Raw genomic sequence first — 22,625 nt, 5'->3', positions numbered from 1 at the left:
TCTTCTAATATTTAAAAAGTTAACTGTAAACCCACATAAAACTCACGTGTATTCGGGAAGGTCGGGTCCCAAAGACTCATACCATCCACACCTCTTGTGAGGTTCTTGCCACTCCATCTGTCCTGATCGCCAACTTCGGGGTCATAACCTTTGTATGAAGTAAGGGTCAACAGGTTCTTGGCACCTACATAGATGCGCAGATGCTCGATAGAGAACTTGTTTAGCAATTGTTTTGGGAATGTATAACCCAACGTCAGAGCCTTCAGGCGGAGATAAGAACCATCTTCCACATAACGATCCGATAGTTTACGGTTTTGATTCGGGTCGCCGATAATGGCGCGAGGCATGTTTGTGTCCGTATTCTTAGGATAGAATGTGCTAACTCCGGAAACCGGGTTGACAAACATAATATCTTCTGCGCGATAACGGTTCAACACTTCTTTCGTATTGTTGTAATAATGGTGCATACCTTCATTGTCTACACGGCTGTAGTTGAAAATATCATTGCCTTGGGAACCTTGCCAGATCATAGCGAAGTCAATGGTTCCAAATGCTGCTTTATAGCTTACATCGGCGCTCAGCCCGTAGGTAAACTTCGGAATAGGGTTACCAATATAATCTTTATCGGCATCAGACAGTTCGTTGTCATTATTCAGGTTTTTGAAGCGAATGTCGCCCAACTGTGCATTTGGAGCAAAAACTTTATCTTCGTCCAGTTGCGCTTGTGTTTTATACAAACCATCGGTCACATAGCCCCAGAATTGACCTATGGATTTTCCTACTGCTGTTTTGGTCACGCTGTTGGCAGCAAAAATAGCATTGTTACTACCTAAGTCCAATACCTTATTTTTGACTGTCGTTAGATTTCCGGATACGGAATAATCCCAATTCCCAATTTGATCGCGATAGGTAAGAGTGAATTCAAAGCCCTGGTTCTCAATGCTACCGGCATTTAGCGTGGGGAAGTTACCCATATATCCGGCAGTAAAAGAAATAGGAACCTGAATCAACATATCCTTTGTCTTCTTATAATAATAGTCCATTGTAAAAGTCAACCGGTTGTTGAGTACCGTTAAGTCAAGACCGAGGTCGGTAGAATACTGTGTTTCCCATTTTACATCGGGGTTGGAAGGAGTAGTCGGCAAAGCGCCGCTCACCTTACTGTCGTTCAGATAATACCAGATACCGTCGAAGTTCACTGTACTTTGATATTGATAAGGGTCGATCAGGGAATTACCCAACATACCCCAACTACCACGCAATTTCAAATCGCTCAGCCAACTAAATCCCTGCATAAACTTCTCCTGGCTGATGCGCCATGCAGCAGAGACAGAAGGAAAATTACCATAACGGTTGTTCTTACTGAAGTTAGAAGAGCCATCGCGACGGAAATTGAATGTCATCATATACTTGCTGTCGTAACTATAGTTCACACGCCCCAACAAAGAGAACATGGAAGAACGACTGATATCAGAACCTACTACTTTCGAAGAGTTATCCTGAGTAGAACCCAATATAAGGATATCGGGACTTGGCATAGCGCGTGCTCCGCCATTATGCCCCAAACCTTTAGTTTCCTCTGAAGTTACACCTATCAAAGCACTTAAGTTATGTTTACCGAAGATTTTGTCGTAAGACAATGTATTCTCATACAAGAAGCGATTGCTCTTTGAGGTGGACATTTTATATTCGTCTGGCGAATGGTTCTCATATCCAATGGAATAGTCGGCAATATAGTTCTGAACAACATAGCGATACATATCCACACCCATATTGAACTTATACTTCAAACCCGGAATAAATTCATACGTTGCCCATACATTACCATTGATAGTTGTACCTTCGCCTTTGTTCCAGTTCATGTGAGATTCGGCCAACGGATTACCGCAATCCGTACCATTACCGGCACCGGCAAAACCTGTCACATGGTTTTCATCGTAAATAGGACAAGTGGACGACCATTTCTGAGCACCCAATATCTTGGTATCGCTCCAATCGTGCAGGTTACGATTGATGGTAATGGTTTCCCCCAATTTCAGCTTACCCTTTGTAAAATCCGAAATCAGTTGTATGCCATAGTTTTTATAATCTTCGCGGATAAAGATGGGTTGGTCTGTGGAATAGGTCGTATTAATTCGGAAATTAGCTTTATCGGAACCTCCGCTTACAGAAAGGTTGTGTTTCTGAAAGAAAGCTGTACGTTTCAACTCATTCATCATATTATATCCTTCACCAATAGCAGCGGGATCGGACAATGCAGCCAGATAATCTGTACGATTAGGATTCTCATTATACATCGCTTCATTAATCAGCTCAGCCAGTTCCTGGCCATTGAGCATATCTACATCATGCGACATACCTTTCCAGCCTGCATAACCATCGTAGCTAATCTTGACATCACCGGTAGCACCACGTTTAGTTGTTATCATGATTACGCCATTCGCACCACGAGCACCGTAAATCGCACAAGAAGCAGCATCCTTCAATACCTGAATACTGGCTATATTACTTTCATCGGGCACCACACCACCAATCATACCATCTACTACATACAACGGGTCGGTATTGTTGATGGAACCTACACCACGAACGCGGATTCTACCATTAGTCATTTGTACACCGGCTACCGAGCTTTGAAGTCCTACAGCCAAGCCACCGGGAACTTTTTCCAACTCTTTTGTGTCGAGTACGGTAATGGACGAGGATAAGTCTGCTTTCCTTTGTGTACCATAACCGATAACAACAATATCATCCAGTATCTGTGTGTCTTCTTTTAATAACACACTAAAAGTAGTGTTTCCGCCAATGGCAATTTCTTGTGTTACATAACCCACAAATGAAAAAACGAGTATTTCATTTGGACTTCCCGAGAGCTTAAAAGTACCCTCCAGATCGGTAATAGTACCATTGGTTGTGCCCTTCACTAGAACAGACGCACCAATAATGGGTTCACCATCTGTTGCCGATACAACTTTACCACTAATACTTCTACTTTGTCCCCATGTCATAGATGCACTAAGAAACAGAGTGATTAGAAATAATAATCTTGTTTTCATACACTTTCTTATTTAAGATTAAACAGGTTGTTATTTTTACAACATATCGTATCAATATCAATAGAAGAATCAAATATTGAGTTCAGACATGCAAATAATATGCAAAATGGAGAGAATAATAGTCAGCTATCATCACTAATTGTTTTCATAAGTATTCATTTTAAAGATTGACAATTGATTTGTTATACTAAAGGCTGGTGCAAAAATAGTTGGACTTGAAAAAATGGGCTTTAAATTTCAGATATTTGATTTTAGGTATTAGATATTCCATCCTTTCCAGAAAGGCTTCAAAGCTAAATGAGTAGAAAGTTGTCTAATTAAGGAAACAACAAATCATCAATAGTGTACCATAGAAATACCATTGGAGGTTTACATACTTCAGAGCTTTGACAAAAATCATCAGATTTACAATTAAGGGGTGGAGATTTTTAGTAAATCATTCACCCCTTTGATCGCACCAATAGAAACAAGCTGTACGCAGTGTTAGGCAATAATGGCAAAAAAAAGGCATAAAAAGCTGGCACTTGAATACGCCCGACTTCCTATGCCTAAATAGGTTATGAAAAGCACCTATATGAGAAATACCTATTGATATACAAAATTAAGCAATAAGCCCACTAAGCAGTTTTGATTTTAGGTATCAAGTTTTAAATTTTAGGTATATCTCCAAAAATAAGGAAAATTTATCTTCTTCACTTTAAATCTCTGTCGGTGGTTTACCAAAATGCTTCTTAAAAACTGTGCTAAAATAACTGATACTTGAGAAGCCGCAATATTCGCTAACTTCGGTAATCGTATATTGACGCGACTTGAGCAGTTCTAGCGCATGGTTCAAGCGAATGGTTTTTATAAAGTCAACTGGAGACTGACCTGTTAATGATTTGATCTTCTTATATAAAAGTGAAGTGCTTACATTCATGGAGGATGCAAATTCGTCTTTTCCGAAATCAGTATTGTCCATATTATGTTGTATTACCTCCAATGCTTTTTTAACAAATTGGTCGTTAAGTTTATTGGAAAAAATAGGCTGTTTACTATCGGATTGTTCAACCCGCCCAAGCACCTTATTACGAACCGCCTCCCGGTTTTTGATGATAGAGGTTATCCGTTGAGATAAGATAGCCATATCAAAAGGTTTTGTTATATAGTCTTCTGCCCCTAAGCCTAGTCCTTCCAACAGGTGAACCTTTTCAGAAAGAGCTGTCAGTAATATTACCGGGATATGTGATGTTTCAAACGTAGACTTTATTAAGCGGCATAGTTCGAATCCATCCATGTGAGGCATCATTATATCAGAAATAATAAGATCGGGTGCTTCCTGTCGGATCAAATCCCAGGCCTCAACACCATCATTGGCAATGGATATTCTGTATCGTTCCTGAAGAGATACCTTCAGGAAATTCTGTAAGTCGTTATTGTCTTCAACTATCAGTATATGCGCATGTGTTCCGGCAAGAGAATTTATGTCTGTTACATCAGAGGGATAATCCGTAGCCGTAAAAATTATAGGAGTACTATCTGTAGATGAAGATAACGCGTCAGCAACTTCCTTATAAGGAATTGTAATGCAGAATGACGCACCTTCATTTTCTTTACTCTCCAGGAAGACATGTCCCTGATGCATATTTACATAGTTCTTTACCAACAGCAATCCGATTCCAGAGCCTACCATTTTAGAGTTTACAATATTATCACCCCTATAAAACTCCCGGAATAGTTTCTTTTTAGCATTTTCAGAAATACCTAAGCCGTAATCTTTTACTTCTAACACCCATTCCTTCGTATTGCATAGGAGTTTGATCTCCACATTACCATCGGGATGAGAGTATTTGATGGCATTAGATATTAGATTATCGATCACCTTTTCCATTTTAATCTCATCAACTGCTGTTACAAAATGTTCCTGATTGGATGTAAACTCCAACCGCACATTCTTCCGTCCGGCTGCTGATTCGAACATTGTTTTTCGTCGACATACCAGATTTACAACATCAGCCATCACTAAAAACAATTGTCCTTTCCCAATATCTACTTTCTGGAAATCAAGCAATTGGGTGGCAACAAAAGATAACCGTCCAGACTGTTCCGTAGCCAAATCCAAATAATATCGTCCTCTGTTCGATAAGGTTTCCTCTTTGTTCAATTCTTCTATCGGAGCATTGATTAATGTTAATGAAGTGCGAATATCATGCGCTGTATTGGTGAAAAAGCGAATTTTATCTTCTGCATGGAGTTGTTTCAAACGGTTAATATAAAATTTCAATGAGAAATACGCGATGCTTGCTAAAATGAAAAATACAATAATACGGAACCACCAAGTCTGCCAATAGGGAGGAATAATGTGAACATATAACATACGTTCGTCTACAATCTGCGAAAGCGAATTATTATACATTCGCACCATGAGACGAAAGTTTCCACTGGGTATATTCGTATAATTAATAAGTTTAAGGTTAGATGGAGATGTCCAATCCTGATCAAGTCCCTCCATCTTCCACGAAAATTTACTGGCAGAAGATGATACCCCAATAGGCAATAGTTCTATCGCAATGTTATTCTGATTATGCTTCAATGAGAATTCGGTTTGCTTATCTACCGGAATATCACGCAGAATATCTGAATTTTCTTTTATGGAACGACCTGAGATATAAATATCCTGTAAGAATATTCGTCCATTAAGTTGTGCATGATGAAGTACATTGGGATTGAACATTACTGCTCCATTATTTGTACCCCATACCATTTCTCCATTCTTCAACTTTGTACTTGCGTTTATGTTGAACGATATGCTGGACAATGCAAAAATAGAAGAGTATACGTCTATTGCACTGGTAGCAGGATTATAACGACACAATCCGCCTTCGGTACCAAGCCATAAATGACCATCAGTATACAAGATACTGTTCACAAAGTTCGAAGGAAGCCCGTCTTCAGTCGTTATTTTCCGGCTTGTACGGTCAGAGTAATTATAACGAATTAGGCCATCACCTCCTGTCCCTATCCAGATTATGCTGTCGGTTATCAATATATCCTGTGTGAGATGGTCGGCTAGGTAGTCTATAGTTTCGGTTTGCTTATCGAACAACAATAAAGCATACGAGCAGGCCAAAAGCATTTTTCCAGATGATAATTCAGCAAAAGAACGAACGGGTTGCCCCGGATATAGACGAAAGCGTTTTTCTTTAGACACATAACAGGCAAGATACCCGCGAACACTCCCTAGCCAAATATCGCCTTCGCTATCTTTGAATATATCGAAAATAAACTTTCCTGCCGATTCGGAATCTGTGTGTGGAGAATGATGGGCCAACTCTTTTCCATTTTCCCCGTCCAATATATACAAACCAGATGAATAGGTGCCTGCCCAAATATTGCCTTGATCATCTTCACACAAGGCATGAAACACCTGAGCCTGTTCGTAGGTGTTTTTGTAATAGGTGTCCCACTGATTGGTGGACACTTTCCATCGACTAATACCATTATTCGTTGCAAACCAGATATTCCCTCTACTATCTTCGAGGACATTATTCACGTTGTTATTGCCCAACGAATAAGGATTATTTATCTGGTGAGTAATTTGACTGACCAATGGCGATTCCTGATCGAAGTAAGATAATCCACCGCTATATGTGGCCACCCAAATTCTTTTCTTGTCGTCACAAAATACATCATACACTCCATCACCACATAACGACGATGGATTATCGCCATCTTCTTTGTAGATATTCAAAACTGAATCTCCGTTTCTGTTTATCTCCCAGATTCCTTGTCCGTCAATGCCTACAAGTAAAGTGGAATCGGTATTTGCCTCTATAACCCCAATCGGTTGCTTCGGAAAATCTTTGATTGAAGTGCCTTCGAGCTGATTCTTATTCAAATCATAATAATACAGTCCATCAAAAAGGGTTCCTACCCATAAACGTGCTATACTTTTATCGTAATAGATAGTTGAAAAACGGATATTGTGGTTGTTAATCCTATACATCCTTTTTTGATCCAATGTGTGAATATTAAGCAGATATAACCCGTCTTCGGTAGCAGCAAAAAGATGGTCTTTATCATACCAATCAATGGAATAGGTTTCTTTGGATAATTCCTTCACTGCATGAAGTTGTTCATTTTTGTATTGATACAAACCAGCCGAAGAAGCTATCCACAGAGCTTGTTCATGATCAGTAACAATTTTTTCAACAGTTATATAAAGATTATCGGTTGGTACGCGTAAATCAAGATATACATCGAAACGGTCGTACAACTCGTTATAAATAAACAGTTGTCCATTATTTGTAAAAGCAATTAACCGGCCTTTGGAATATATTACTTTAACAGAGAGAACATTGGCTGAAATATATGGGAGTTGATAGATACGGTAATTACCTTCTGTTATTCGCAATACACCATTTTTGGAAGATGCCCAAATAAATCCATTATCATCTTTGCATACACTGCTCACCTCACGCATAGAGATTCCATAGATTGAATTTATGCTATAAAACTTTGCATTCGAAGAATAGATACTTACCCCAGAAACAAAGGATAGTAGTATTGTTAATAGTAATTTCATTGCATTTAAAGGAAACTGCATTTAAAGTGATAACCCTATTACAAATATAGTGAAACTATTAAATAAACAACAATCTCTCGAAGCAAAAATCCTGAGAGACTATCAGATATTTGAGCCAGCGAAATACTATAGTCTTTTTCGGTTTGTTTCATAGAAAGAAAATACTGATGTTCTTCATCTTTAAACAATAACATTCCTGCTTTCTGGGAATCCTTTTGAAGTTGAAAACATATACGGGTAACACTACTAAACTTATAATGCTGTACACGGCGTGCTACAAATGCAGGGGTTTTCTTCTCACTTGCCTGAATATCTGAACATTTAAGGGTAAGACATCCGATGTTATCTGCTAGCGATTCCTTTCCAACCATACCATCGTTATTTACAATGTACGCGCGACCGTCTTCGTCGAAGAAGAAAGAAGGGTCAATACCTCCAACCTCGGGCAAGTGGATGGGCTCCGACCAACTTCCGAACAGATCCTGGGTTTTAACGAAGAAGTTACCGGCACCGACGTTGGTCGTAATCATGTAATAGGTTTTGTTGTGGGGATTGTAACTGATGGCAGGAGCAAATATGCCTCCACCTGTGCCTTGTCCCTGGAAGTTTGCCAACTGGGAAGGACGGTCGAGTACATGCCCCACTTGTGTCCAGTTAACTAGGTCTTTGCTATGAAATATAGGTACCCCAGGATAATAAACTAATGTAGAGGTGACAAGAAAATAATCTTCTCCATTACTGCAAATACTTGGATCGGAATACCATCCGGGCAGAATCGGATTAAAGAACTGATTTGCAGCCGTCAGTGGGTCTTCATTATAATAATCATCTTCCCTTGTATAATGGAAATAGTCGAAAACTGCAGACGAATTTCCTTTAGACACTTTTATTCCACCCTTACTTGTACTTTGCGCATTGCAGGAACACAACATCAATCCAACTAAAACGATTAAGCAGCCATACTTTTTCAGATTCATTTTTTTATTTATTTTGAAACACATGCAAATCTTCCATCAGGTCGAATGGATATATCAACAAAAGCCTTTCACCTCAAATCTCCGACACCTTTTCTCATAAAAAACGAATTCAGATTTGGCAACCGTTTGGATTGCTAGGAGTTAGTCCAAACACCTAAAGCATCACCTATAAGAAGCTTATTCAATGTTCTCATTATATTAACAAAGCTATCTATATTTGATTTTATATAAGAAAACCTTAATTTTCTTTGAATAAAGTGTATCACAAAGATGTGGCTGAATAAGTTTTATCTTTTTAGAATACAGATACTTTAGTTTAGAATTTAAGTAAATATGCTAAAACAAAACCCTTTCAGAATAGGCTATCCTTAGGAATTATCTAAAAATGAAAATCTAATATCCAAAATATAAAACCCTACATCCCACCCATCCGTAACTTTGTGGCTTAACCAATACATAGGAGAAACATCTCAATGAAACCAACTACACAAAGAAATTCTGAGCAAAAAGGATTCTATAAATTGTCATGGCTACAACGTGTCGGTTTTGGTTCGGGCGATTTGGCGCAGAATCTCATTTATCAAACAGTAAGCATATACCTGCTAATCTTTTATACCAATGTTTTCGGACTTCCTTCGAAATCAGCAGCCATTATGTTCTTGATCGTCCGTCTGGTCGATGTCGTCTGGGATCCTCTCGTTGGTGCATTTGTAGATAAGCACAACCCCAAACTTGGTAAATATCGTTCGTACCTGGTACTCGGCGGCATACCGCTTACCGGATTTGCCATTCTTTGCTTTTGGGATGGATTTTCGGGTTCTTTACTTTATGCTTATATTACCTACGTAGGCTTATCCATGTGTTACACATTGATTAATGTACCTTATGGAGCATTGAATGCATCACTCACGCGCGATACAGATGAAATAACCAAGCTCACCTCCGTTCGTATGTTTCTAGCCAATCTTGGTGGATTGGCCGTAGCTTACGGTATACCTGTTATGGTGCGAATGCTCTCTCCCGACGGAAAGATAAACTCTGCCGAATCCGGAAATGCTTGGTTCATCACGATGAGCATTTATGCTGTCACAGGTTTGATTCTCTTAATCTTTTGCTATACACAAACCAAAGAGCGGGTGGTTATGGACGAACAGGATACGTCGGAAGTAAAAGTATCCGATTTGTGGATTGAGTTTAAACGCAACCGCCCACTGCGTGTTCTGGCCTTCTTCTTTATTACCGCTTTCGCAATGTTAGCCATAGGAAATTCAGCAGGGTCGTATTACATGATTTACAACGTACAGGCACCGGATATGCTACCTTATTTTGCCGCACTCGGCTCAATACCGGCATTTATATTTATGCCCATGGTACCTGCCATAAAACGAGCAATCGGTAAAAAACAAATGTTTTATGTATTCCTGTCCATAGCCATTGCAGGAATGATTCTCTTTTATGCCATTTCAATGATATCCGCACTTAAATCTCAAATATGGCTGGTATTAGTAGCTCAATTTGTAAAATCTACAGGCATCATAGTTGCCACAGGCTATATGTGGGCACTGGTTCCGGAAGTAATATCCTTTAGTGAACATACAACCGGACGCAGAATTTCGGGCATAGTAAATGCCTTGACTGGTATTTTCTTTAAAGCAGGCATGGCTCTAGGAGGAGTGGTCCCCGGATTTGTACTTGCTTTTGTCGGTTTCGACGAAAAAAATGCCCTGACGCAAACGGCATTTGTAGAACAAGGAATTTTATGGCTTGTAGCAGTTATACCCGCAGTATTACTATTGTTGGCCATGTTTATTATCTCCAAATATGAGTTGGAAGATGATGTTATAGACAAAATAAATAGAGAGATTGAAGGAAGACATCTGAACCAATAAACACCAGATTATAATTAATTACCATATTGAAGAAAATTAAAACTTATGAAGAAAAACACCTATTATTTATTAGCTATCTGCCTTATATGTGTTCTTGCTTCCTGTAAGAATCTAAAAACTGATGATAAGCAAGCACAAGTGTCAGTTTTAAAGGAAACATTCAAAAACAAATTTCATATAGGAGTTGCATTGAACAAGCAAGAATTTATGGGTTTCAATACGAAAGCTAGCGAAGCAATTGCTACGCATTTCAATTCTATAGTTGCTGAAAACTGTATGAAAAGTATGTTCCTTCAACCCAAAGAGGGAGAATTCTTTTTCAATGATGCAGATAAATTCATCGGATTTGGAGAAAAAAACAATATGCATATTATTGGTCATACCCTTATCTGGCATTCGCAAGCCCCAGGTTGGTTTTTCAGAGATAAGGAAGGTAACGACGTTTCTGCCGAAGTACTTACTCAACGCATGAAAAATCATATCCATACCGTGGTAGGTCGATATAAAGGCAGAGTAAAAGGTTGGGATGTGGTAAACGAAGCTATTGAAGACAATGGAGAATGGCGCAAAAGTAAATTCTATCAAATAATTGGTAAAGATTTCATTAAGTTGGCATTCCAATTTGCACACGAAGCCGATCCTGATGCAGAATTATACTACAATGACTATTCAATGGCTCTTGACGGCAGACGCGCAACTGTTGTCCAGATGGTAAAATCATTACAGGAACAAGGCATCCGGATTGATGGCATCGGCATGCAAGGGCATGTCGACATGTACGGACCCTCCATCAACGATTTTGAGAAAAGCATTCTGGCATACGCAGGTCTGGGAATGAAAGTCATGGTTACAGAGTTGGATTTAAGTGTGTTGCCAAGTCCCTGGGAAAATGTCGGAGCCAATATTTCCGATGCTATAGATTATCAGGAACAAATGAATCCATACCCTGCTGGTCTGACTGAAAACATGGAGCAGCAATGGGAAGCGAGATATATGGATTTCTTTAAACTATTCCTGAAACACCACGATAAAATAGACAGGGTAACCTTGTGGGGGTTGAGCGATGCTACTTCATGGAAAAATGACTTTCCCATTAAAGACCGTGTAGACTATCCACTACTATTCGACAGGGATTATAATCCCAAACCAATCGTTTCCAAATTCTCTGCATTAACAAACAGCGAACTCACCGCTTTAAAAACAAATTAAAATGAAAGTACCTCGATATTTAGTACCCAATGATTATATGGCCGACCCTTCCGTTCATGTGTTTAACGGTAAATTATTCATTTACCCATCTCATGATTGGGAAAGTGGTATTCCAGAAAACGACAACGGCGACCATTTCAACATGAAAGACTACCATGTGTATTCCATGGACAATGTGGAAAATGGAAATATTACCGATCATGGTGTTGTTTTAAGAACAGAAGATATTCCGTGGGCAGGCCGACAACTCTGGGATTGTGATGTTGCCTACCGGAACAGAAAGTATTATATGTACTTCCCGCTAAAAGACAAGAATGACATATTCCGTATAGGTGTAGCAATTAGCGATAAACCCGAAGGCCCTTTCGTTCCCAACCCCGACCCTATAAAAGGAAGCTATAGCATTGACCCAGCTGTGTGGAAAGAAAATGATGAATACTACATGTACTTTGGTGGTATTTGGGGCGGACAATTACAGCGCTATCGGAATAACAAAGCACTGGAATCGGCAATATTCCCAGAAGGTGATGAACTGGCACTTTGTCCTAAAGTTGCCCGCTTACAGGAGAATATGTTCGAATTTGCCGAAGAACCGCGAGATATTTTCATTTTGGATGAGAATGGAATACCATTAAAAGCCGGAGATACAGAACGTCGTTTTTTTGAAGCATCCTGGATGCACAAATATCAAGAAAAATACTACTTTTCCTACTCTACAGGAGATACCCATTTAATCTGTTACGCCATCGGTGATAATCCCTACGGACCATTCACTTATCAGGGAGTTATATTAACTCCTGTTGTTGGCTGGACAACACACCATGCTATTGTAGAATTCAACAAAAAATGGTATTTATTTCATCATGACTGTGTGCCCTCCGAAGGAAAAACATGGCTACGCAGTTTGAAAGTCGTAGAACTTGAATACGAAGAAAACGGGAAAATAAAAACGATAGAAGGAAGGATATAAAGATTAGTATTGAGAAGGTGTAGTCTCCATTTATTATCGGGGATTTACCAATATTTCATATAATGTAAAAAATACAGACAGATTACTTTATATGTAATATTCAAAAAATACTTGTTACTACATTAAAATTATTAATATGTGAATTTTAAATATATTTGTTAGCACAGAGATATAATAAATTAAGTCCAAAATCATTTATCAAAAGGAATAAATTCAATACATAATGTTTGCAGTTGAAAAAAAATCAACGATAATTATTTAAATACTAAAATGACAATGAATAAAAGAATGATTTCTTACCTGCTATCTCTTTTATTACTAATCGGCAATTCGCTTAGTAGTTGCTCTTTCAATGAGGGATGGGTTAAAGAAAAAAAAGATGCAGTCGCTACACCGCCGGTTTTGATAGGCAAATCCGTAGCCGCTTTCGACTACTTTAATTATAAAGGAGAAGATGATTATTACAAAGATAATAATCTGACGGACGAGAGCTCTTTTTATAACGCTATTCTTCCTGGTTGGTACTCCGACCCCAGTGTTTGTTCCAACGGAGAAGACTACTTCCTGGTAACTTCCACCTTCGTGTATTATCCCGGAGTTCCTTTGTTTCATAGCAAAGACCTGATTAACTGGACACAAGTGGGGCATGTACTCGACCGTCCTTCCCAGTTGGCAAACTTCCAGGGACAAGGCACAAGTGGAGGCATATTTGCTCCTGCCATCAGCTACAATCCCCACAACAAAACCTATTACATGATTACGACCAACGTCGGTGCCGGTAACTTCTTCGTTAAAACCCAGGATCCGTTCGGAAGTTGGTCGGAGCCCATCTACTTGCCCGAGGTTGGAGGTATTGACCCTTCCTTCTTCTTCGACGAAGACGGTCGTGCGTACATTGTAAATAACGATGGTATGGATGGAAAGGAATTGTACGATGGGCATCGCTCTATTCGTATTCGTGAATTTGATCCGGCTACAGATAAAACCATTGGCGATTGGAAGATGCTTGTTAACGGTGGCGTGAATCTAGCGGAAAAGCCCATCTGGATTGAAGGCCCTCACATGTACAAGATCAATGGTAAATACTTCTTAATGGCAGCAGAAGGTGGTACAGGTCCCGATCATCGTGAGGTAATCTTCTCCGGAGATAGCCCAATGGGAGTTTTTACGCCTTGGGACAAGAACCCCATTCTTACTCAGAAATATTTGCCAGCCGATCGTCCTAATCCCATCACTTGTGCCGGACATGCCGACTTGATTCAAACCAAAGAAGGCGATTGGTGGGCTGTGTTTCTGGCGTGTCGCCCAATCAATAACCAATTCGAAAACCTGGGGCGTGAAACCTTTATCATTCCAGTGAAATGGAGTGGAGATGGTTTTCCATATATGACACAAGGAGAGGATCTTATACCTATGATTTTGAAAAGGAAAGGCGTAACAAGAGCCGAAAACACTACCTTTGGAAACTTTGAACGGAACGATCACTTCAATGCTTCTACATTGGGTATGGAATGGATTACACTGAGAGCACCGGCCACCGATCTGTATTCGCTAACAGATAACGTCGGATGTCTTACCCTTAAATGTTCAGATATTCAGGCAAGTGAGAAGAAAACCCCTGCATTTGTAGCACGCCGTGTGCAACACCATAAATTTGAGTGCGTTACGAAGATGTACTTCGACCCGGCAGATGAGAAAGATCAGGCAGGCGTACTTCTATATAAAGATGATACCCATCAATACTTTCTGTCAGTCAATGATACCAATGAACAAAGAACGGTTAGTCTTGAAAAAATTAGTGACACAGGAAGTGAATTCCTGGCAAAAGACGTAATAGATGGTAAAAATGCCTCAATACAATTCAAGGTTGTTTCGAGAGGCCTGTCTTTCGATTTCTATTATGCAACCGAAGCAGACAAATGGAAAATGCTTTGCGAGAATATCGATGCCGGATACCTGTCCACAGCGCAAACCGGTGGATTCACAGGTACTACTATAGGCATGTATGCCATGAAGAACAACTAAGCTTTTCACGCTGAGATAACAAAAGAAATCATATAAAATCTTAAATCAAATGAGAAATCACATTAGACGATTGCTGCTCCTCTCCCTATTCTCATTCTGTTACCTGCTCGGTATAGCACAGAATACGGTGACGGTGAAAGGTACAGTAGTAGATGAAACCGGTGAAGCTATAATCGGAGCAAACGTCATTTGGAAAGGTAATACGTCTATAGGTACGATTACCAACATTGACGGACAGTTTACGATACAAGTTCCGGTAGGCTCTACACTGGTGGTCTCATTCATCGGAATGAAACCCCATGAACGGAAAGTAACGGCTACAGACAAAGCGTTGAAAATAGCCTTAACAAGCGACTCTGAGCAATTGGAAGAAGTAGTGGTGGTAGGTTACGGGCAACAGAAGAAGGCTTCTGTAGTAGGCGCCATTTCCCAGACCACGGGTAAGGTACTTGAACGTGCCGGAGGGGTATCCAGTGTGGGTGCCGCCCTAACGGGTAATTTGCCGGGTGTATCTACGATGAACTCCACCGGTATGCCGGGCGATGAAGATCCCGAAATCATCATTCGTGGAGCCAGCTCATGGAACAGTAGTTCTCCATTGATTCTGGTCGACGGTATAGAACGTCCCATGAGCTCGGTGGACATTAGTTCTGTACAATCCATCTCTGTGTTGAAAGATGCCTCTGCCACAGCCGTATATGGTGTGAAGGGTGCCAATGGCGTTATCCTGATTACAACAAAGCGCGGTCAAGAAGGCGCGGCAAGGGTAGACATAAACTTCAGTGCTACGGCTAAAGTACCTTCCCGCTTACCAAGTAAAAAAGACTCTTATGAAGCACTCCTGTTACGCAACCGAATCATCGAACATGAACTGGGGCTGACACCGGAATCGTGGAGCGACTATATACCGTTGGATATTCTGGATAAGTATCGTAACCCTGCCAGTGTAGAGGAAGCCGAACGCTATCCAAATGTGGATTGGGTAGACGAATTGTTTAAAAACTATGCAATGAGCTATAATGCCAATGTGAACATATCGGGTGGTACTTCTTTTGTGAAGTATTTCGCTTCTGTCGATTACCTGGGCGAAGGCGACTTATTCCGTGAGTTCAACAACGGTCGCGGCTATCAGGCAGGGTTCGGTTATAACCGTATCAACGGACGCTCCAATCTGGATTTCAGTTTAACAAATACAACGATGTTCAAGGTTAGCCTATCCGGTTCCTATGGGGTGAAAAAGACACCTTGGGATTATAGTGACAACGATTACGGAGCATGGATTTCCGCTTACGGTACACCGCCCGATGCCATGCTTCCCATCTACAGCGACGGTTCGTATGGTTACTATCCGAGAGACGAAGTGGGTGCTTCCAACTCCGTATACTCCGTAGCCTTGAGTGGTGCCGAAGAACGTACCACCACCCGTATTAATACAGACTTTACCCTGGAACAGGATTTAAGTAAGTTCGTTAAAGGGCTTTCCGTACGCGGGCTGTTCTCTCTGGATAACACCTTCCTGGAACGCAAACGCGGTGTGAACGACCTTTATAATAATGCGCAACGGAAATGGATAGACCCGAAAACCGGTCAGGTGTACTACAAAGAAGGAACAGATTCCAACACTCAATTTGAATTTCAGGAGAGTAAGAAATGGGGTACGAATGGTGGAGAAATGGATAATAGAGCGACCTATCGCCGCATCTATTACCAGTTCCAGTTAAACTGGGCCCGTAAGTTCGGCAATCATGACCTCGGTGCCATGGGGCTATTTAGCCGTGAGAAATATACAACCGGAAGCGAGATACCGCATTACCGTGAAGACTGGGCATTCCGTGCCACTTATAACTATGCACAGCGTTATTTCCTGGAAGTTAATGGTGCCTATAACGGTTCCGAGAAGTTCTCCAGTGACAACCGTTTTGCTTTCTTTCCCTCCGGTGCTGTTGGCTGGATGGTGAGCGAAGAGAAATTCATGAAACCGTTGAAGTTTATGGATATGCTGAAACTACGTGTTTCTTACGGTAAAATCGGTGATGATAACGTAGGCGAGCGTTGGCTATATATGAGCCAATGGGCTTATGGGGGCAATGCCAAACTGGGAAGCGTGGCCGACGAAACCAGTCCTTATACATGGTATCGTCCTACCGTGATGGGTAACACGAATATCCATTGGGAAACCTCTACAAAACTGAACTTCGGTACCGACTTTGCTTTCCTTGAAGGATTGATAACCGGTTCATTAGATGTGTTCCGTAATACCCGTACCGAAATTCTGGTTAGTGGCACGGATCGTGCTATACCCTCTTTCTACGGTATGACTGCTCCTTGGGCAAACTTAGGTAAAGTGCGTGCCACCGGTTATGAATTGTCGGTAAAGTTCAACAAGAACATCGGAAAGAACTGGCGTGTATGGGCAGATATGAACATGACACATGCCAAAGATAAAATCTTAGAGCGTGATGATGCCGAACTCCTTCCTTGGTATCAGAAGCTCGAAGGGAAACCTATTGGGCAAGCCTACTCTTACATAGACCATGGTTATATGAATACCTGGGACGATGTATATTCCAGTCCCCAACTGAATACAACGGACAGCCAGAGATTACCGGGTGACCAGATTATCGTGGACTATAATGGTGACGGAGTTATCGATACCAACGACAACGTACCTTACGGATATAGCGGTAATCCGCAGAATACCTACAACGCCACTGTCGGTTTCGACTGGAAGGGCTTTAGTTTCTTTGTGCAGTTTTACGGTGTAACCAACGTTACCCGTCAGGTGGTGCTGACAAGCTTCTCCGGTAAATTGAACAATGCGTACAACCAGGGCAGCTACTGGAGCCCTGATAATCAGAATGCAGAAACTTCATTGCCACGTTGGACGTCAACCATTGATGGTATGTCGAATGGTACACGTTACATGTACGACGGTTCCTACATCCGCCTCAAGAACGCAGAGGTAGCTTATACTTTTGCCGGCGACAAAATGAAAAAATGGGGCGTGGGTTCATTGCGCGTCTACCTGAACGGAAACAACCTTTGGTTCTGGAGTCGTATGCCCGACGACCGCGAGTCGAACACTGCCGGTACAGGATGGGCTTCACAAGGTGCATATCCTACCGTGAGACGTTTCAATCTGGGATTTAAAATCACGCTTTAATAAGATGAATGTATATGAAAGCAACAATTAAAACTATACTTTATGGCTTCGCCTTCATGATGGCAGGTACAGCGCTAACGGCTTGTTCCGACTACCTGGATCGTTCGGAAGATTCGATTGTCAATCCGGAGGATGTCTATAAGAACTTTTATAACTTCCAGGGATTTACTGAGGAACTCTATTATTGTATTCCCAATATGAACTGTTCCTTCTGGCAATCCGATTACAACTGGGGAGAAGACGAACTCAGTGTAGCCGGTTCTACCTGGTTCATGGGTTACAAGGTAGATAACGGTGACTTCTGGGGTTGGCAAAAAGAGTTCGACGGCTGGGGAGCCTGTTGGATGGACGGGGTAGGTCTTACCACTGAAGATGATCGTATGAAGAAACGTATGTGGCCCTTGGTGTGGTATGGCATCCGCAAAGCGAATATTGGTTTGCAACATCTCAATGACATGATCAATTGTACTGAAGAGGAATATAACTTGATTGCTGGACAACTCTATTTCTTCCGGGGATGGTTCCACTTCATGCTCATGCAATCTTTCGGCGGGTTACCCTATATTGACCACGTGTTGAGCAGTAGTCCTAGTTCAGTCCGTCTGCCTCGTCTGAGTTATCAGGAGTGTGCCGACAAGGCAGCCGATGACTTCCGGCGTGCAGCTGTATTGCTGCCATTGGATTGGGATGATACCATAGTCGGCATGAACACGTTAGGCAAGAATCGTCAGCGAATAAATAAGATTATGGCACTTGGCTATTTGGGCAAGAACTACCTCTGGGCAGGCAGTCCGTTGATGAACTATGAAAGCACTGGTGTGAAGACATACAACAAAGAATATTGCAAGAAGGCTGCCGAAGCCTTTGCCGAAATGCTATTCCTTTGCAAAGCAGAAGGAGGCAAAGCCAATTATAGCTTGATGGACTTCAGTCAATACTCAGACATCTTCTATACTCTGAATCAAGGTTATAAGATACCTGGAGGTACTGAAGCTATTTTTATGCCTCCCGTATATCAGGCATGGGGAACATATTGGAGTCAAAGTAACCAATACACGCCTGGTGTATTGCTTGACGGTTCCAGCAACATGTTCTGTCCTACAGCCAACTACGTTAATTATTATGGTATGGCAAATGGTCTTCCTATTCCCGATTGCACTAAGACGGATATCGAAAGTGGATATGATCCTCGTCAACCTTGGAAAGATCGCGATCCTCGTTTTTACCACGATATAGTGTATGACGGCGTGAAATGCCTGCAGGGCGCCACTCAAACCCGTGAAGCCCATCGTTATGCCAACCTTTACACGGGAGGTAGTTATCGTGACGATTATGTAGGTAGCCGTACAGGTTATCTGATGTACAAGTTCGTACCCAATACAACCAACAACGATGATCGCGGACAAGAAAAGGACCATCTCATCAACATCAGCTATATGCGTTTGGCAGATATTTATTTGATGTATGCCGAAGCTGTAACCAACGGTTATGACTCGCCCACCGCTTCCGTTCCCGGATTTGGAAAGACAGCCGCAGAAGCCCTCAACCAGGTGCGCGACCGTGCCGGAGTAGGACGCGTAGCTACCAAATATCTCACTTCAACAGAGATGTTTATGAACGAAGTGCGCCGCGAACGAGCCGTAGAGTTGGCTTACGAAGGCCATCGTTTTAACGATTTGCGTCGCTGGTTACTTTTAACTGAGTATCCTTACACAATCAAGACAGCCATCGATTTTGATCGTGCAGGAGGTTTTAGCACCGACGATCCTGAACATAATACCGTACTTAATCTGACCGAGCGTGTGGTGGTAGAACGTAAGTTAAACACCAAACACTATTGGTTACCTTTGAAGCGCGTCGATACCAATATCTATCTGGAGTTTGACCAAAATCCCGGTTGGTAATCATTTATAAAACGTATAATACAATGAAATATATAGCACATAAATTTCTTCTCCTGAGTGTGGCAGTCGCGATCATGACACCTGCAGTGGCGCAGACCCCAGAGGATGAAGGAGTAGATACCTTAACCGTCCAGCCTCAACAAGTAAATGTGGCTTTCCGTAAGGTGGAGAAGCAGGACTTGTCGGGTGGTGTCTCTTTCTACAGTGTCCGTGACCTGTTGGAGAAAGATTATAATACATTCGCCCTTGACGGTGCTCAGTCACTGGCTGGAGGTTACAACGGAAATATCTGGGGACAAGGTGCTCTGGTGTTGATTGACGGTGTGCCCCGTGATGCAGGCGCGGATGTCAGAGCGAACGAAGTGGAAAGCGTTACGTTCCTGAAAAGCGCCAATGCCGTAGCCCTCTACGGAAGCCGGGGTGCAAAGGGGGTTATCCTGATAACCACTAAACGCGGTCAGGCCGGCAAACGTGAAATCAACATACAAGCCAATACGGGTTTCTATGTACCGAAGCGCTATCCACAATATCTAAACTCATGGGAGTACATGACGCTCTATAATGAAGCTCTCCGTAATGACGGATTGGATGAACTCTATTCGTCACAGCAAATTCAGAATTACTACTCCGCTACGGATAGTTACCGCTACCCAAGCATTGATTTTTACAGCAGCGATTACCTGAAAAAGGCCTATAACCACTCCGACGTAACAGCCGAAATAAGCGGTGGCTCCGAGCGTGCCCGTTTTTATACGAACGTAGGGCTTGCGCACGAAAGTACCTTATTAAACTTTGGAGAAGGCAAGAATGAACGTAACCTACGATTCAATGTCCGTGGAAATGTAGATTTCAAATTCAACGATGTTCTTTCAGCATTAGTAGATGCAACCGCCATATTGTCAACTAACCGCTTTGCCAAAGGTGACTTCTGGGGACAGGCTGCAACATTACGCCCCAACCGTTTCTCGCCATTGATACCGATTAGTGCTGTGGAGGAAAGCAGTGGTTTGCAAGCGCTTATCCTGAACGGCAGTCGCCTTATTGATGGTAAGTATCTGTTGGGAGGTAGTCAATTGGATCCGACCAATGCTTTTGCCGATGTTTATGCCAGCGGTTATAATGTTGGTACTACCCGCCAGTTTGAAATGACTGTTGGGTTGGATTTTGACCTGGAAAAGTGGTTGAAAGGATTGAGTTTCCAAACGCGCTTCTCCATTGACTATTCCTCCGGTTACAACGAATCTTATGCTTACACGTATGCTGTATACGAGCCAAATTGGTACACATATAACGGAGTGAATATGATTGATGGAATAACTAAATACAACGAAGATCGTAGCACCGGTACGCAGGATGTGGAAAACAGTTGGTATCAGCAAACGCTGGCCTTTTCCGCTCAGTTCAATTATAACCGTACGTTTGCCGATGTGCACAACGTAAGCGGAATGTTGCTTGCCTCCGGCTACCAGCGCACCGATAATGGAAAGTATCACAAAATCAGCAACGCCAACCTGGGACTGCAGTTGACTTACAACTGGAAACACCGGTATTATGCCGATTTCACGGCTGCTGCCGTTCACTCTGCCAAGATGGCTCCGAAGAAGCGAAACGCATTTTCGCCCACCTTCTCTTTAGGTTGGAGGCTCAGTCAAGAAGAGTGGTTGAAGTATTCTCCGATCGTAAATGAGCTGAAACTAACCGTTGGTGCGGGTATTCTGCATACCGATCTGGACTTTGAAAACTACTATATGTATAAAGGGTATTATTCGCAAACCGAAGGTGCCTGGTATAGTTGGAAAGACGGAGCCTCTTCCATTCAAGCTACAGAATCCCGTCGTGGAAGTAATCCGGATCTGGGCTTTGTGAAGCGCAAAGAATTCAGCATCGGATTAGATGGTAGTTTCTTCAATGGAAAGATAGATGCCAATCTGAACTATTTCTACCAACGAATGGCAGGAATGCCTATACAACTCAATTCGCAATATCCTAACTGGTTTCTAACGTATTGGCCCGGTTCTTCATTCCTTCCTTACGTGAACTACAATGAAGACCGCCGTTCTGGTTTCGACTTTGCCGTCAACTACAATCATAAGATTGGTGAAGTTAACTTCACATTGGGAGCAACGGGTAACATTCTGAGTACGGAGGCTATCAAACGTGATGAGAATTATGAAGATGCCTACCAGAACCGGGTTGGAAAACCAACCGACGGACTTTGGGGCTTGGTGAGCGACGGACTGTACCACTGTCAGGAAGATATTGACCGGGCTCCTGCTACTTCTTCTTTCGGAGAGGTGAAACCGGGTGATATCCGTTACGTGGATCAGAATGGCGATGGCATCATCGATAGCAAAGACGAAGTTTATTTAGGCCATGCCGGATGGGGAGGCGCTCCTTTCTCTTACGGTATTAATCTTACAGCCAAGTGGAAAAACTGGACATTCTTTCTGCGTGGCACCGGTAGCACGGGTACGTATGGCATGAAAGATAATACCTATTATTGGGTGTACGGAGATCGCAAGTATTCCGAAGAGGTAGTGAACCGTTGGACTTTTGAGACTGCCAACACCGCCACTTATCCGCGTCTGACTACCTTGAGCGGAAACAATAACTTCCGTAGCAGTGACTTCTGGCGTTATAAATCCGACCGTTTCGATTTGGCCAAGATACAGCTTACCTACGATTTCCCTACACACGTTCTGGGTAATGGATGGGTGCGTGGATTGAAACTCTATGTCAGCAGCGATAACCTCCTGACCATTTCAGGAGAACGCAAGCTGATGGAAATGAATATCGGTGGTACCCCTCAATGCCGCTATTTCAATTTGGGTGGAAAAATACAGTTCTAACGAATAACAAGAAATGACG

General features: G+C 42.0%; 10 protein-coding genes. 7 read left to right on the top strand and 3 right to left on the bottom strand.

Translation table 11 applies throughout. The annotated features are described in order from the left end of the window. Positions 1-11 precede the first annotated feature (11 nt). The 3 genes from D0T87_RS02650 to D0T87_RS02640 all read right to left on the bottom strand — a co-directional run bounded on the left by D0T87_RS02650 (position 12) and on the right by D0T87_RS02640 (position 8,597). Positions 12-3,056, bottom strand: coding sequence for a TonB-dependent receptor (locus D0T87_RS02650; protein ID WP_163172574.1), 3,045 nt, complete (start codon positions 3,054-3,056; stop codon positions 12-14). Positions 3,057-3,753: 697 nt separating this feature from the next. Next, positions 3,754-7,620, bottom strand: a complete 3,867-nt coding sequence (locus D0T87_RS02645; RefSeq protein WP_163172572.1) for a two-component regulator propeller domain-containing protein — start codon at positions 7,618-7,620, stop codon at positions 3,754-3,756. 38 nt (positions 7,621-7,658) lie between these two features. Next, positions 7,659-8,597, bottom strand: coding sequence for a family 43 glycosylhydrolase (locus D0T87_RS02640; protein WP_163172570.1), 939 nt, complete (start codon positions 8,595-8,597; stop codon positions 7,659-7,661). Positions 8,598-9,070: 473 nt separating this feature from the next. Here D0T87_RS02640 and D0T87_RS02635 point away from each other — a divergent pair, with 473 nt between their 5' ends. From D0T87_RS02635 to D0T87_RS02605, 7 genes are all read left to right on the top strand, one after another. Beyond that, positions 9,071-10,486: an MFS transporter gene (locus D0T87_RS02635; protein WP_163172568.1), complete on the top strand. Its 1,416-nt coding sequence runs from the start codon at positions 9,071-9,073 to the stop codon at positions 10,484-10,486. 45 nt (positions 10,487-10,531) lie between these two features. Then, on the top strand, positions 10,532-11,695 hold the full coding sequence (locus D0T87_RS02630; protein ID WP_163172566.1) for an endo-1,4-beta-xylanase: 1,164 nt from the start codon (positions 10,532-10,534) through the stop codon (positions 11,693-11,695). 1 nt (position 11,696) lies between these two features. Next, positions 11,697-12,665 carry a glycoside hydrolase family 43 protein gene (locus tag D0T87_RS02625; protein WP_163172564.1) on the top strand — a complete coding sequence of 323 codons (969 nt, stop codon included), beginning with the start codon at positions 11,697-11,699 and terminating at the stop codon, positions 12,663-12,665. Between the two features lie 276 nt (positions 12,666-12,941). Then, positions 12,942-14,690 carry a glycoside hydrolase family 43 protein gene (locus tag D0T87_RS02620; protein WP_163172562.1) on the top strand — a complete coding sequence of 583 codons (1,749 nt, stop codon included), beginning with the start codon at positions 12,942-12,944 and terminating at the stop codon, positions 14,688-14,690. A 49-nt stretch (positions 14,691-14,739) separates the two neighbouring features. Further along, positions 14,740-17,853, top strand: a complete 3,114-nt coding sequence (locus D0T87_RS02615; RefSeq protein WP_163172560.1) for a TonB-dependent receptor — start codon at positions 14,740-14,742, stop codon at positions 17,851-17,853. A 14-nt stretch (positions 17,854-17,867) separates the two neighbouring features. Continuing rightward, positions 17,868-19,757 (top strand): RagB/SusD family nutrient uptake outer membrane protein, encoded by a 1,890-nt coding sequence (locus tag D0T87_RS02610; RefSeq protein WP_163172558.1) that lies wholly within the window; start codon positions 17,868-17,870, stop codon positions 19,755-19,757. A 23-nt stretch (positions 19,758-19,780) separates the two neighbouring features. Then, entirely contained in the window at positions 19,781-22,606 is a 2,826-nt protein-coding gene (locus D0T87_RS02605; protein WP_163172556.1) for a SusC/RagA family TonB-linked outer membrane protein, read from the top strand. The last annotated feature ends 19 nt before the right edge of the window (positions 22,607-22,625 follow it).

The sequence above is a fragment of the Bacteroides sp. 51 genome, assembly GCF_010500965.1.
Lineage (GTDB): Bacteria > Bacteroidota > Bacteroidia > Bacteroidales > Bacteroidaceae > Bacteroides.
Note: the sequence above shows the minus strand (reverse complement) of the source record. Positions and strands in the feature narration are given on the sequence as shown.